Here is a 14932-nt window from a genome sequence, read left to right as displayed (position 1 = left end):
TGCCAGTTCAAAGTTGCGCCGAAATTATAACATAGGCACAAGGCGGATTATACGATTTTTAGCGAACGTAGGTCCTAGCCAAATGGTCACCTTTCGTAACTCAATAGGACGCGGATGAACGCGGACGAGCGCAAACTTGTCTTGAGCTTGTCGAAGGATCACAAGCAGTTTTCCACGTCATCTGCGCCTGTCTGCGTCCTAAAATGCGACAACTGAAAAATCCTGGTGGTTATTCCTGGCTGCTTGTCAGGGGGTAGGGTGAATGTTAAACTAACGTCATGTCCCAAGCTTTGTATCGTAAATGGCGACCTGCCCGTTTTGATGATGTGATTGGTCAGGAACATGTGACGCGCACGCTAAAAAATAGCGTTGCCGCAGATCGTTTGGGACATGCCTACCTGTTTTGTGGGCCGCGCGGCACGGGTAAAACTACTAGCGCCCGGTTGCTGGCCAAAGCAGTCAACTGTTTGCATGAGGATTTGGCGGAACGGCCGTGTAACGAATGCACCATTTGCCAATCTATCGCCAACGGCCGTTTCCTCGACCTGATCGAAATTGATGCCGCCTCTAATACCGGCGTGGACGATATTCGGGAACTGCGAGACAAAATCAACTTTTCCCCCAGCGAAGGCCGCTTCAAAGTGTATATCATTGACGAAGTACATATGCTTTCTACCGCCGCGTTCAACGCCTTGCTCAAAACGCTGGAAGAGCCACCGCCGCACGTTAAATTTGTCCTAGCCACCACCGAAGAACACAAAGTCCCCGTCACCATCAAATCCCGCTGCCAGCAATTTAACTTCCGCCTGCTCAACCAGGAGGAAATCAGCGGGCGACTGCGCTGGCTAGCAGACCAGGAAGCATTCACCATTGAGCCAGAAGCATTGCAAATGATCGCCCGGCAAGGGGCAGGTAGCCTGCGCGATGCAGAGAGTTTGCTCGATCAGCTCGTGGTGGGTAAAGATGATGTGATCACCGCCGAGCGCACACAAATGGTGCTGGGAACCGCCTCCAACGAAGCGGTGGGCAAGCTCACCGACGCTTGGCTCAATCGGGATGGGTCTGGCGGGCTGGCGCTTATTCACGAGGCGCTGGCATCTGGCACAGACCCGCGCCAGTTTTGCCGCCAAATGGTCACTTACTTGCGCGAACTTCTGCTTCTGCAAGCTGCCGGCGAGGCACTGCCTTTGGAGGCCACGCCAGAGCAGCGGCAAGAGATGGCGGTTCAGGCGCAGCGCGCCCCGCGCCAGGGGCTTATCGAGGCGATTAAGCGTTTTAACGAGGCCGCACTGGTTGCGGCTGGTAGCTGGCAACCCCAGCTTCCTTTGGAAATGGCCTTTATTCAACTATTACCAGATGCGCCAATGGTGGCGACAACGGCCAGTACTGAGCTACTTAACAAAGTTGAGTCTTCCGAAGCGGCCGTTCCCACGAAAACACCTAAGTCCCAACCACCCCCTAGCAAGCCTGTGAAAAAGAAAAAAAAGGCGAAGTCTGCTAAAGCGGCCGTTCCCGAACCACCACCTGAAATGGAACCAGAGCCACAGCCAGAACCCGCCAAACCAGCAGGTAAAACGGTTGAAAAGCCAACGGCCGTACCGCTCACCGTCCGGCAGGTTCAGGCAGTTTGGGCCGATTTGGTAATACAATCTGGCCAAAAAATTAAAAATCTGCCTGCGTTGCTCAACATGGGCAAACCACTCGCCGCTGAAGGGCGTACGCTAGTCATCGGCTTCGATTACCCGCTGTTCAAAGATAAATTTGATAACCTAGCGGGGGCGGCTCGGCTGGTTGGCGATACGTTGACAGAGTTGCTAGGGCAAGAAACGGCCGTGCGGGGCGTCGTCACCAGCGAATACACCGTTCCGGTGCAGCCGGACGATTTCCGCGCCCTGGCAGAAGAACTGGGTGGCACCGTTTCAGAAGAGTAATTTTGTAAAGTAGCCGCGCTTTCTTAGCTTCTTAGCGCGTAAAGGAGAAACCTATGTCTAAACGATCATTTCGTGGTCGGCCAAAGCCGAAGAAAAACAAAAGACCCAGCGCGGGCGGCCTGATGAACCAAATGCAGCAAATGCAGGAGCAGATGGCCAACGCCCAATCGGCACTGGAAAACGAAACCATCACCGTTACCGCAGGTGGCGGGGCTATTAGCATCGTCATCACCGGGCATCAGCGTATCCAATCCATCACCGTAGACCCAGACTTGCTTACGCCAGAAGATGCCGAAATGTTGCAAGACATGCTCGTAGCTGGCGTCAACGCCGCCATCGAGCAGTCGCAGGCAATGGCTGCTGAACGCATGGAAGGCATCACTGGTGGTTTGGGTGGCGGTCTTAGCGACATGCTGGGCGGATTGGGGTTAGGCTAGATGGCTTCGGCACTACCGCAGCCCGTGCAGCGGCTCATCAATGAGTTTGCCCGCCTGCCCAGCATCGGCCCCAAATCTGCCGCGCGGCTTACCTTTTATTTGTTGCGTATGGCAGATGAGCAGGCACTGGATTTGGCTGGGGCGCTCCAAGAGATGAAAGAGCGTACCATCTTTTGCGGTCGCTGCTTCCACATCACCGAAGAAGACCCCTGCACACTTTGTACTGACTCTGCGCGGGATGACCGGCTGCTGTGCGTGGTGGAGGAGCCGCTGGACGTGTTGGCCATTGAACGATCTCAGGCATTTAACGGCCGTTACCACGTCCTCCACGGTGCAATTTCGCCAGTAGAAGGGGTTGGGCCGGAAGATTTGAAGATTGCTGAACTGGTTGCTCGCGTGCAGCAAAGTGATTTTCAGGAAATCATCCTCGCCACAAATCCCACGCTTGAAGGAGAATCTACCGCACTCTACCTCCAGCGCCGCCTAGCAGAAACAAATGTGCGCCTAACCCGCCTGGCGCGCGGTCTGCCCGTCGGCGGCGACCTGGAATACACTGACGAAATTACGCTGGGTCGGGCGTTGGAAGGGCGGCAAGAACTGTAATAACAGGAGACTGGAGATTAGTGAATTTAATCTCCAACTGCCCTGCATTTTATTGTGAAGACTGCCTGTATTAGAGATTGATTTGCTTGTCAGCGTCCTTTCAATGTGCTAACATTTCCCCGTCTTTGCGGTGTCGCCAAGTGGTAAGGCAGCGGACTTTGAATCCGCCATCCCTGGTTCGATCCCAGGCACCGCAGCAGATAAAAGGACTGGGTTTTAGCTCAGTCCTTTTTTTATCTTACTCAATTATATGTATATGACCCTAGCAATTGTAATCCTCGCGGCTGGGCATGGCAGCCGAATGCTCTCCAAGAAGCAGAAAATTTTACACGAAGTGGGCGGTAAGCCAATGGTGCAGCATTTGTTTGATACGGCCGTTTCCCTCACATCCATCCCCCCCGTCCTAATTATTGGCAAAGGTGGGGATGGCGTGAAGCAGTTGTTTGGCAACCGGGCGCAATATGTAGTGCAAAGTGAGTTGCTGGGCACGGGCCACGCGACGCAAATGGCCAAACCGCTGCTGGACGGCCAGGCAGAGCAGGTCATTGTGACCTATGCTGACATGCCCCTATTGCAAGCGGCGACGCTTGGCAGATTGGCTGATTTGCAAAGAGAAACCAAAGTTTCTGTGACGATGCTGAGTGTGCTGGGTAGCCTAGAGTCGTCATTTGGTCGGGTGGTGCGGAATGAAAATAGCCGTGTGACCGAAATTCTAGAAGTGGCGCAGGCTAAAAAACGGCCGAATGCCGCTGAATTACTAGCTATCCCAGAACAAAACGTGGGCGTCTACTGCTTTGCCGCCGACTGGCTGTGGGCCAATGTCGGCAAGCTGCCCTTGCGGCAAGCGCGTAATGGGCAAGAGTATTACCTCACCGACATGATTGAACTGGCGGTGCAGCAAAATCGGGGCGTTGAGGCTATTGTTACTGACGATGCGGACGAGTGCCTGGGAGCTGGTACGCGGGCAGAGATGGTGGCAGTGGAAAAAGCGTTTCGTCGTCGGGCCAACAACCGCTGGCTGGCGCAAGGGGTAACAATTGTAGACCCAGACAGCACCTACATTGACCCAGACGTAACGATAGGGCAAGATACAATTATCTGGCCGAACAGTTATTTGCAGGGGCAAACGACCGTTGGCCAAGATTGTATCATTGGCCCCAACACAATTTTGCGAAATGCGGCCGTTGGTGATAATTGCCACATTGAACAGGCGGTGATTGAAGGGGCAAAGTTGGCGGCAGGAACGGCCGTTGCCCCATTTTCAATCGTCAAGGCATAGGGGCGAGGCAGTTGGACGAAATGTTGGGATTGCAAAATCATCTTCTCACCAACTGCTTCGCCCTTACTTATTTACAGTGCGGGAGTACAGGATGATTAACGAAGAACAACGCACAACACTCATTCAGGCAGCGATTGCAATTCGGGCAAAGGCCTATGTTCCCTACTCCAACTATCCCGTTGGCGCAGCACTCCTAATGGAAGATGGCACGATTGTGACTGGGGTGAATGTCGAGAATTCATCTTATGGCCTCACGATTTGTGCGGAGCGAACGGCCGTTACCAAAGCTATCACTGCCGGGTATCGTAAGATTTTGGCGGTGGCTGTGGCTACCGACAATGCGGGTTCCCCCTGCGGTGCTTGCCGTCAGGTGCTTACTGAGTTTGCCAGAGACGTGCCTGTTTATTTGGTAGATGGGTCTGGAAACGGCCGTGACACGACCCTTTACACACTCCTCCCCGACCATTTTGGACCAGAGCATTTAGGGTGATCGGCGAACCAATGTGAAGAAACTCAGTCGTAAGCATAATCTTTTTGCGGAATTAAAAAAGTTTATGTACACTGTTACACAACATCCTCGTTATTTTGATTTGATCAGCCAAAGCTATGTTTATTGCCAGCAATATTTATTGTTTTAGGCGATAGCACCCCAAATGGAGAAAACATATGAATCTTAAAGGATATGCAAATCGCATCGCTCATGTTGATATGACCAGTGGTCAGATCGATATTCAGCCGATACCGGAAGATTGGGCACTTAAATATATTGGCGCTCGTGGCCTGGGCGTGCGTTATATGTTAGAAGCTGGCCCCACGGTTGATCCTCTCTCGCCAGATAACTGGCTTTGCTTTATGAATGGCCCGCTGACTGGAACGGCCGCAAATATGAGCGGCCGTATGGCAATCGTTACCAAATCCCCGCTTACCGGCACTGTTACCGACAGTCACCATGGGGGGTGGTCGGCCGCCCGCTTGCGCTGGTCGGGGTACGATGGCCTCATTTTTAAGGGCAAAGCGGCATCGCCCAAATATCTCTATATTGAGGAAGAGAGCAATACCATCGAGTTGCGTGACGCCTCGCATGTTTGGGGCAAGGGTGTTCACGATACAATCAAAACATTCCAGGGGGAATATGGCGAAAAAGATTTGACCGTCATTGCCATTGGCCAGGCGGGCGAGAATATGGTGAAGTTTGCCTGCTGGGTAAATGAAGATGATCGCGCCAGCGGCCGTGGTGGCACCGGCTGCGTGGGAGGCAGCAAAAATCTAAAAGCAGTGGTTATTAAAGCTAAGAAGAAGATGCCCCGCCCTGCCAGCAAAGAGCGTTGGAAGCCAGCCCACTCCCGTGCCTTATCGTCAATTATGGATGAGGCCAACATTACCAGCCCCAGGAAGGGGGGCTTGTCTGTTTATGGCACCAACGTTTTGATGAACATTACCAACACAATGGGTGCATTGCCGACATTGAACGGCCGTACCACCTCCTTTGGTGAACGGGCAGAATCACTTAGCGGCGAATACGTCAACGACACCTATTTGGTTAACGATCCCACCTGCCACGCCTGCCCCGTAGCCTGTAAAAAAGAAGTTGAAATCACCGACGGTGAATTTGCTGGGCTGCGTATGGAAAGTGTGGAGTATGAACCCGCTTGGGCTTTGGGTGCTAACTGCGGTAACGACAATATTGCTTCCGTCGCCAAGATGATTGATCAATCCAACGATTTTGGGATGGATGCGATTGAAATCGGCGATGTGTTGGCGACGTATATTGAAGCTTCCACCAAGGGGTGGACCAATGGTGATGGTGGCCTAGCTGAAGGCGATTATATGTCTATGGTAGCCACTATCGAAAAGGTAGCTCACCGCGAGGGTGTTGGTAATGTATTGGCCGATGGGGTGAATGCTGTTGCCAACCACTTTGGGCATCCAGAAATTGCTATGTCGGTCAAGGGGCAAGGCATTCCCGCTTACGACCCGCGCGGGTTGAAGGGTATGGGCATTGCTTACGCCACCAGCAACCGGGGTGCTTGCCATCTGCGTGCCTACACGCCAGCGGCCGAGCTAAACATTATGCCCTTCCAATCGCTGAGTGTAGACCCGCTGGAGTGGAAAGGTAAGGGTGAATTGGTGAAAATCTTCCAGGACATTCACGCTTTCTCTGACAGTTTAGATTTGTGTAAATTTAGTGCTTTTGCCATGGGTGCAGATGAATATGCCCAGCAGTATGCTGCTTTCGTGGGGCTGGAGGAATTTACAGCCGATGATGTGCTGTTGGCTGGCGAACGCATTTACAACTTGGAACGTTATTACAACAATCTGGCTGGCATTGGCGAAGGCAGCGACTACTTGCCGAAGCGGTTTACAGAAGAACCCTCAACCAACCCCGGCTCTGAAGGCCACGTTTGCGAACTAGACCTGATGCTGGATGAGTATTACACAGCGCGCGGCTGGGAAAATGGCGTTGTGCCGGAAGGTAAGTTGAAGGAATTGCAGATTTTATAGTAAACAATTTGGGTAATTTGAGAATTGGGTAGTTGGGTAATTGATAAAATTACGCAATTACCCAATTTTTATTTACGCGCCAGCGCGCATCGTTTTCTTTTCCAGTTCAGGATTGAGGCGGGCGATGACTTCGTCTTCGCCTTCAATCTCCATCATCACCTGCCCTACGCGCAGCGACCCAAGCGCAAAGGGTTCCATTTTAGCGAGGGTAATGGTCCAGCCTTCGCCCTCAACGCGGTTTTCAGTTACGGCCGTTCCCCCCAACTCTTCCAAATATTCCCGCAGGAGCCAAAGGGGGATGCCTCGTATTTGTCTCGATTCTTTATACACGATTTATCCTCCTCCAACGGCTGGGAAAATATTTAGCGTATCTTCTGACTGAATAACAGTGTCCATGCCGTTTTCCAGAAAGGGTGCGTCACGGCCGTTTACGAAAACGTGGACATGCCGGTACAGATTCCCATCTTCATCCAGTAGCTCTTTACGCATGGGGGGGTATTCTGTCACCACCATCTCCACAAACTGCTGCACGGTTGTATTTTCCGGCAGATCGATTTCGACTGTTTTTTGACCCACAATGGGGCGCAGGGTGGCAAAAAAGTTCACTTTCATAGCGGTTATTCTCCTGAGTCGGGTTGGTCAATAAATCTTACCACAAAATGACACGATAGTAGTTTTCATGATAAGATAGGCAGACCAATTTTTGTAGCCTCACAGGAACTTTTTATGAAAGCATTTGCCCAATTTAACGGCCGTACCGCCACCGATGATACTTGGCAACTGTCAAAATTAGGCCCAACCCCGGAAGAAGAGTGGGACAGGCTTCAGCACTTTTTGGGGTTGGGTAAGCCAGATTTTGATGCCATGCTGGCCACGGTGGAACCTCTGTTTCGGCGGGGGCATGAGCTGGTGGTAGGCACGTATGATTATTTGCTGAATCACCACGATACGGCCGTAATTCTCGGTTGGGAGAAAGGGGCCAACCCAGAACATTTAGCCGAGCGGCGACGCTTCTTCACCGTTTGGCTGGCACGCACGCTGGGTTTGGATTTAAGCCACGATTTTGCACACTATCTCTTTCATGCTGGGCAGGTTCATGCCGCGCACGGCCCACGTCAGGTACACGTACCAAAGATGTATGTAATCGGCTCCATTAGCTTGGTGAATGCGACGTTTGCTCGCTTCCTTACAGAAGAAATGCCTGGCAACCCCATTGTGCCAGCTGCCCTTGCTAGTTGGAACAAACTGCTGAGCCTGCATCTGCACCTGATGCTGCTGGGCTACCAAACCGCCCGTGCCTGGGATGAAGGAGACTTCCCGATAGAGCTATCCTTTTTTGGCCGGGTGCGGAACTATACAAGGCGCCATAGTATGGTGATGCACCTACCAGAAGATAGCCGCATGGCAACCGTACTGGGACGCTTCTTTAACTATTTCCCCAAGATACGTCCTGATGCGCTAGCTGTGGAGTGGCTCGGCAAAGATAGGGTGGATGAACAGGGTCGCCCCTGGCTGGTTCCGGAAAAGCGATATTGGGCCAAAAAGGGGTGGCTGGTGTTGCTAAACGGCCGTAACATCAGCTTTGAAAACGGTTCCAACCAAATTATTCAACCAGGCGACAAAGTGAGCATCTTCCCTCCAGGGCGTTAATCAATGGCAAGAGAACGTACCTTCCGCAGCGAAGCCATTGTGCTACGCCGCACTGACTTTGGCGAAGCAGACCGTCTGCTCACCCTCTACACTCGTGACTTTGGCAAGATAAAAGCGATTGCCAAGGGGGCACGCAAGCCGCAAAGTCGCAAAACGGGGCATGTAGAGCAGTTTATGCGCTCAAACTTCCTCTTTGCCAGCGGGCGAGACATCGCCATCCTCACCCAGGCAGAAATGGTGGAGCCATACAGTGCTCTGCGAGATGATCTCGTCCTAACAACCTACGCCGCGTATCTGGTTGAATTGCTCCATCGCTTCACGGTGGAAGAAGACAAGCACAGCGGCATCTACCAGCTGCTAGCCGATGCGCTAGGTTGGCTCACCAACCACGATGATGTGTTGTTAGTAGCTCGTTTTTACGAATTGCGTTTGCTGGGGCTGGCTGGTTTTCGGCCACAGTTGTTCCACTGTGTTGCCTGCGGCGAGGCAATTGAGGAGCAGGATCAATTTTTTAGCGGGGAGCTGGGCGGGGTGCTGTGTCCTGAGTGCAAGGATGAAGATCGGCGAGCGATGGCGGTAACGGCTGTTGCCATCAAAGTCCTCCGCTACCTGCAAACACGGCCATGGGACACGGTTCATGCCCTGCGCCTCAAGCGCACCGTCCACACCGAGCTAGAAAACGTGATGCACTTCTACATCACCTACGTCCTGGAACGCGACCTCAAATCCGTCGAATTCCTCCACCGCCTCCGCCGTGAAGCCGCCCTCCTGCTCTCCCCAGAATAAAAACTAAACGCAATGTACAACTTTTACACTGCATCCAGAGGAGGGAGCATTCTCAAATGCGACCGTTGGCATCTGAGGATACCAACTCCTCTCTGGTAAAATGAAAGTTGCACATGTAGGTAAACTAAATCACGAATGATACGAATTTAGCGAATGAAACGAATAAGAAATTCGTGTTATTTGTCTATTCGTTAAATTCGTGATTACATTTCGGGTAGGATGCCATCACCTCCCCCCCATGCTATAATCGTCGGCTGTTCATTCGAGTTTAGAATTTAGGCTCTTCAACAAAAAGGGTTTTTCAAAAGTCCGCATTATTAGCCGAAGGGACGCGGATTAACGCGGAAAACGCGGATAAATCCTTTATTTTCCGCGTTTTCCGCGCTCGTCCGCGTCCGTTTTTTGATAGAGTTGGACTACTGAAAAGCCCTACTTCAACAAATAATGTGCTTGGCAAAGACTTTATCAAAGATTTCGCTGATTTACCAGATTTTTTAATCTTTTCAATCTGCGTAATCTTTGATTTTGAACAGTGACAGCACAATAATTGATATGGTATTTTCTCAAATACCTCTGTGACCTCTGTGGCAAAAAAGGTTTTCATGAGCGAATCGCTGACGTTTCAAGATATTATTTTAAGGTTGCTTGATTATTGGAAAAGTCAAGGTTGTTTGGTAAAGCAGCCGTACAACGTGCAGGTGGGGGCTGGTACGATGAACCCTGCTTCGGTGCTGCGGGTGTTGGGGCCGGAGCCGTGGAATGTGGTCTACGTGGAACCCAGTATTCGGCCAGACGACGGCCGTTTCGGGGACAACCCCAATCGCATGCAGATGCACCACCAGCTTCAAGTCATTCTCAAGCCTGATCCGGGCAATCCGCAAGAGTTGTATCTCAAAAGTTTAGAAGCGATTGGCATCAATCCCCGCCACCACGACATCCGCTTTGTGGAAGACAACTGGGAAAGCCCCGCGCTGGGCGCCTGGGGACTGGGCTGGGAAGTGTGGCTCGACGGCCAGGAAATCACCCAATTCACCTACTTTCAGCAGGCAGGTGGCGTCACGCTCGATCCGGTTTCTGTGGAAATTACCTATGGCTTGGATCGCATTGCCCTGGCGTTGCAGGGTGTGGATAGCGTCTGGGAGATGGCCTACGGTACGGACATCAGCTACGAAAATGTGCTGCTGCAAAGCGAAATTGAACATTGCCGCTACTATTTTGAGGTGGCCGACGTAGACAGCATTCGCCAGGTGTACGACACTTACGAAAGCGAAGCCAAGCGGTGCATTGAGGCCGGGTTGGTCATTCCGGCGCACGATTACAATCTGAAATGCTCCCATCTATTTAACATTTTAGATACGCGAGGCGCGGTGGGCGTGACAGAGCGGGCCAACTATTTCCGCCGGATGCGCGGCATGGCACGAAAAGTATCTGAATTGTATGTAGCACAGCGTGAGGAATTGGGTCATCCGCTGCTGAAAGATTTGCAGGAAGCGGCCGTTTCCCTCAGTCGTCCTCAAACCGTGCAGTTTGCTCAGTCGGAGACGCCGCAAACGTTTTTGCTGGAGATAGGCAGTGAGGAGCTCCCGGTGTCTGATTTGGATTCGGCGTTGAAGCAGTTGCAAACGGCCGTACCCAACCTGCTCAAAAATGCCCGTCTCACCTACAGCAGCATCGAAGTGGATGGCACGCCTCGCCGTCTGGCGGTGCAGGTGCACGGCCTCATTGGTCGCCAGCCCGATTTGGAATCTGTTGCCAAAGGGCCGCCCGCAGATCGCGCCTTCGACGCCGATGGCAACCCCACCAAAGCCGCCATCGGTTTTGCGCGGGGCAAGGGCGTGGACGTGGCTGATTTGCAAATTGTGGAAGAAGGGAATAAGCGATATGTGTCTGCGGTTGTGCGCGAAGACGGCCGTCCCGCCGCAGCGGTTTTAGCTGAACAACTGCCTGATTTTATTGCTAGTCTCAAGTTTGACCGGAGTATGCGCTGGAACCGAACCAACCTTAGTTACAGCCGTCCGCTGCGCTGGATTGTGGCTTTGTTTGGCCCGGATGTCATTCCGTTCAGCTACGCCGGGATTGCCAGCGGGCGTACCAGTCGTGGGTTACGGCCGTACGACTCCCCGGAAATTATCATCAACGATGCCCGCAACTACGGCGGCATCATGCGGATGAACAGCATCGTCATCAACAAAGCGAAGCGGCAGCAGCAGATTACGGCCGTTTCCAGCAAGCTCGCCGCCGAAATGGGGGGAACCATCCCCGATGACCCCGCTTTGCTGGACGAAGTGACTAATCTTGTGGAAAAACCAACGCCACTGCGGGGCCGCTTTAGCAAGCGTTTTTTGGCGTTGCCTGCCGAGGTGTTGGTGGCCGTCATGCGTAAGCACCAGCGGTACTTCCCGGTTTACGATGCCAACAATCAACTGCTGCCTTACTTCATTGCTGTGCGGAACGGGGATGAAAAGCACCTCAATTTTGTGGTGAATGGCAACGAGCATGTGCTAAAAGCCCGCTTTGCCGACGCCGAATTTTTCTACAACCAGGACAGCCAGCGCCAGCTTGAAGATTTCTTGCCCGATTTGGCGACGCTCACCTTCCAGGCCAAGCTCGGCTCGATGTTGGACAAGGTGCATCGACTGGAAAAATTGACGCCCGCCGTGGCTGAAATGCTGGGTTTGGACGGTGATGAGATGGAAACGGCCGTTCGCGCCGCTGCCCTCTCCAAAGCAGATTTGGCTACCAACATGGTCGTCGAGATGACCTCCTTGCAGGGCATCATGGGTGGGCATTACGCCCAGCGCAGCGGTGAAAGCGAGGCCGTCGCCGAGGCGATTGCGGGGCAGTACAACGCCGTCAGCAGCAGCCAAGCGGGCATGGCGCTGGCCTTAGCGGATCGATTGGACAGTTTGGCTGGTTTGTTTGCTGCTGGCTTGGCTCCCAAAGGTTCCAACGATCCATTTGCGTTGCGCCGCGCCGCGCTGCACCTTATCGAGAACCTGGTTGCCCATGAGCAACCATTTGATTTGCGATCCGCGTTTGCCGCCGCAGCCAAACTGCTGCCGGTGCCGTGTGACGAGGCTGTGTTGCAGAAGATGATGGGCTTTGTAAACGGCCGTCTCGAAGGCGTCTTGCGCGATTTAGGTCACTCTGCCTTTGTGGTGAAGGCGGTTTTGGCAGAATTGGGGCACGATCCGTACAAAGCGTCCCAGGTTGCCACCGCGCTTACCGCAGCCATCGCCGCCGAGGATTGGCCGGAGCTGCTGGATGCCTACGCCCGCTGCGTCCGCATCACCCGCAGCCAAAGCGAAACGTTCACCCTGCGCCCCGACGCCTTCACCTTGCCCGCAGAGCAGCAGCTTCTCGCCGCCACTCAACAAGCCGCCGCTCAGCAAGATGGCACGATGACCACCTTCGTCGCCACCTTGCGTGATTTGAAGCCAGTGATTACCGGCTTTTTTGATGATGTGTTGGTGATGGATGAGGAAACGGCCGTGCGTGAAAATCGTCTGGCGTTGTTGCAAAAAATTGCTTCATTAACGACTGGTCTGGCAGACTTGTCGGAGCTTGAGGGGTTCTAATTTGCTCCTTACGCTAAGTTAAATTCGTTGTTGTTTTTACGGCCGTATGCCCAATGTTAGATGGTCGTAAACATTACGGCCGTTCCGCCCCATCTTTTAGAACATTTGTAAGGTCTACGGTATAATTTGGGCAGGCTCAACTAATTGGATTTGTCCTTGACCATATGACCGTTACTGAAGAAATTAAAAGTCGGCTTGATTTAGTAGATATTGTCTCTGAAAGCGTTTCATTGCGCCGTTCAGGGCGGAATTACGCTGGCTTTTGCCCCTTCCACCAAAACACCCGCACACCCGCCTTTTTTGTCTTCCCAGAAACCCAAACGTGGCGTTGCTTTGGTGCCTGCGCCGAAGGTGGTGATCTGTTCTCCTTTGTCATGAAAAAAGAGGGCTGGGAGTTCAAGGAAGCGCTCAAAAATATGGCGCAGCGGGCTGGCGTGACGCTGGAAGAGCGGAAGCCCGTTGACAAGGAAAAACAAAAGGCGCAAAACAAGCAGGCTGGGTTGCTGCAAGCCGCCGCTGATTACTTCCACCAGCTATTTTTGCACGCGCCCCAGGCGGAAGGAGCCAGACAATATGTGGCTCGACGCAGTTTGCATGAGGAAACGATTGCCCAATTTGCCTTGGGTTTTGCCTTAGATTCCTGGGATGCGTGCCGCTCGCACTTCAACATGCAGGGGTACAGCGACCAGGAGTTGTTAGCGGCTGGGCTGCTGACGGAAAATCCAGACAAAGGCACCAAGTACGACCGCTTTCGTAACCGTTTGATGATACCGATTCGGGATGTAGACGGCCGTATCGTCGGATTCGGCGCACGCACATTAGAAAAAGACGGCATCCCCAAATACCTGAATTCGCCCCAAACCGCCCTTTTTGACAAAAGCCATCTGCTTTACGGGCTGGATAGCTCTAAACGCGGCATCCGTGAGGCGCGGCAGGCGGTAATTGTGGAAGGGTACATGGACGTGATGCAGGCTTGGCAAGCCGGGTTTCGCAACGTGGTGGCTCAGATGGGCACGGCGTTAACAGAGCGGCAGCTACGCTTGCTTAAGCGGTATACCAAACAGTTTGTGCTGGCGCTGGATGCCGACGCCGCAGGCGCCCAAGCCACGCTACGGAGCTTGCAGGTAGCCCGTGAAACGCTCGACCGCGAAGTGGAAGTGAAGTTTGATGCCCGTGGTCTCGTTCATCACGAAGGCCGTCTCCAGGCGGACATTCGCGTTATCACCTTGCCAGAGGGTAAGGACCCAGACAATATCATCCAGGAAAACCCGGAAGAATGGCCCAAACTGGTGGCTCAAGCGAAGCCCGTGGTGGCCTACGTGATTTCTGTGGCGACGGCTGGGTTGGATATGAATGATGCCAAGGCGAAAACGGCCGTTGCCCAACAAGTCCTCCCACTCATCAAAGATATTCAAGACCCGATTGAGCGTGACCATTATTGGCAGCAGTTGGCGCGGACGCTGCGAATTGACGAACGTGCCTTGCGGCAAATTCGCTTGCCAGAAAGACCTAAGCGAACTCTGAGGCGAGAAGAAACGGCCGTTACCCCCAAAAAAACGCCTCAGCCCAGTAAAAAAGAACACGCTGGTTGGGCAACTGTGCCCAAAAAGGGGCGGGGCGGCGTTGGATCCATTGCTACAGACATGCGTCAGGCAGACTTTTTGCACCAAATGATTCGATTGCCCAACGTTATTCTACGCGTTAACCAGAAGCTGCAAGAATGTGACCAAACTCAGGTTACGGATGAAGATTTTCTGCTGGCAGAAGACCGCGCTATCATACGACAAATGTACCATTTAATTGCTGCTTCCCCGGTTGTCACGATTGATGAATTGTGGGATAGTCTAGAGCAGACGCTCCAAAATCGGTTGAAGTTCTTGCTAACATTACCCCAATCACCTGAAACTGAGCTTGAGCGAATTTCCGATACGCTTGTTTTGTCAGTGCTAGACTGGCGTCTGGCCCAGGTGCGACAGTTATTGAGTGAAGTCAAACATCTGCTTTATGAGGCACAAAATGAGGGCGACACAGAAGCTTTGGCTATTTACCAGCAACAGCTCCGCGAATTGCCCGTGGCTGTCTTACAGCTTAATAAAGCCAGAGATTCCATGTCTGCCACCAGTCGTCGCAGGGCAGAAGATGCTTTGAACGGCCGTTTTTGAAGCT

General features: G+C 52.9%; 12 protein-coding genes and 1 tRNA gene. 11 read left to right on the top strand and 2 right to left on the bottom strand.

Features of this window, described 5'->3' with window-relative positions:
• Nucleotides 1-278: 278 nt before the first annotated feature.
• The 7 genes from dnaX to ACOQPM_RS20475 all read left to right on the top strand — a co-directional run bounded on the left by dnaX (nucleotide 279) and on the right by ACOQPM_RS20475 (nucleotide 6752).
• A complete protein-coding gene (gene dnaX / locus ACOQPM_RS20505) occupies nucleotides 279-1931 on the top strand; it encodes a DNA polymerase III subunit gamma/tau (RefSeq protein ID WP_420632120.1) in 1653 nt (550 codons plus the stop codon).
• Nucleotides 1932-1984: 53 nt separating this feature from the next.
• Nucleotides 1985-2368, top strand: a complete 384-nt coding sequence (locus ACOQPM_RS20500; RefSeq protein WP_420632119.1) for a YbaB/EbfC family nucleoid-associated protein — start codon at nucleotides 1985-1987, stop codon at nucleotides 2366-2368.
• Nucleotides 2369-2971, top strand: a complete 603-nt coding sequence (gene recR, locus ACOQPM_RS20495; RefSeq protein ID WP_420632118.1) for a recombination mediator RecR — start codon at nucleotides 2369-2371, stop codon at nucleotides 2969-2971.
• A 126-nt stretch (nucleotides 2972-3097) separates the two neighbouring features.
• Nucleotides 3098-3168, top strand: a tRNA-Gln gene (locus ACOQPM_RS20490).
• 59 nt (nucleotides 3169-3227) lie between these two features.
• Nucleotides 3228-4250: an NTP transferase domain-containing protein gene (locus ACOQPM_RS20485; RefSeq protein WP_420632117.1), complete on the top strand. Its 1023-nt coding sequence runs from the start codon at nucleotides 3228-3230 to the stop codon at nucleotides 4248-4250.
• A gap of 91 nt (nucleotides 4251-4341) precedes the next feature.
• Nucleotides 4342-4740 (top strand): cytidine deaminase, encoded by a 399-nt coding sequence (cdd, locus tag ACOQPM_RS20480; RefSeq protein WP_420632116.1) that lies wholly within the window; start codon nucleotides 4342-4344, stop codon nucleotides 4738-4740.
• A gap of 176 nt (nucleotides 4741-4916) precedes the next feature.
• Entirely contained in the window at nucleotides 4917-6752 is a 1836-nt protein-coding gene (locus tag ACOQPM_RS20475; protein ID WP_420632115.1) for an aldehyde ferredoxin oxidoreductase family protein, read from the top strand.
• A 72-nt stretch (nucleotides 6753-6824) separates the two neighbouring features.
• Here ACOQPM_RS20475 and ACOQPM_RS20470 read toward each other — a convergent pair whose 3' ends face one another.
• Together ACOQPM_RS20470 and ACOQPM_RS20465 are read right to left on the bottom strand one after the other, a co-directional pair.
• Nucleotides 6825-7082, bottom strand: coding sequence for a DUF1952 domain-containing protein (locus ACOQPM_RS20470; protein WP_420632114.1), 258 nt, complete (start codon nucleotides 7080-7082; stop codon nucleotides 6825-6827).
• Nucleotides 7083-7085: 3 nt separating this feature from the next.
• Nucleotides 7086-7364, bottom strand: a complete 279-nt coding sequence (locus ACOQPM_RS20465; RefSeq protein WP_420632113.1) for a ubiquitin-like small modifier protein 1 — start codon at nucleotides 7362-7364, stop codon at nucleotides 7086-7088.
• A 114-nt stretch (nucleotides 7365-7478) separates the two neighbouring features.
• Here ACOQPM_RS20465 and ACOQPM_RS20460 point away from each other — a divergent pair, with 114 nt between their 5' ends.
• The 4 genes from ACOQPM_RS20460 to dnaG all read left to right on the top strand — a co-directional run bounded on the left by ACOQPM_RS20460 (nucleotide 7479) and on the right by dnaG (nucleotide 14928).
• Nucleotides 7479-8402: a protoglobin domain-containing protein gene (locus ACOQPM_RS20460; protein WP_420632112.1), complete on the top strand. Its 924-nt coding sequence runs from the start codon at nucleotides 7479-7481 to the stop codon at nucleotides 8400-8402.
• A gap of 3 nt (nucleotides 8403-8405) precedes the next feature.
• A complete protein-coding gene (gene recO, locus ACOQPM_RS20455; protein ID WP_420632111.1) occupies nucleotides 8406-9188 on the top strand; it encodes a DNA repair protein RecO in 783 nt (260 codons plus the stop codon).
• A gap of 602 nt (nucleotides 9189-9790) precedes the next feature.
• Complete coding sequence (gene glyS, locus ACOQPM_RS20450; protein ID WP_420632110.1) at nucleotides 9791-12766, top strand: glycine--tRNA ligase subunit beta; 2976 nt, start codon at nucleotides 9791-9793, stop codon at nucleotides 12764-12766.
• A gap of 164 nt (nucleotides 12767-12930) precedes the next feature.
• Nucleotides 12931-14928 (top strand): DNA primase, encoded by a 1998-nt coding sequence (gene dnaG, locus ACOQPM_RS20445; RefSeq protein WP_420632109.1) that lies wholly within the window; start codon nucleotides 12931-12933, stop codon nucleotides 14926-14928.
• The last annotated feature ends 4 nt before the right edge of the window (nucleotides 14929-14932 follow it).

Source organism: Candidatus Leptofilum sp. (assembly GCF_965223525.1).
Classification (GTDB): domain Bacteria; phylum Chloroflexota; class Anaerolineae; order Promineifilales; family Promineifilaceae; genus Leptofilum.
Note: the sequence above shows the minus strand (reverse complement) of the source record. Positions and strands in the feature narration are given on the sequence as shown.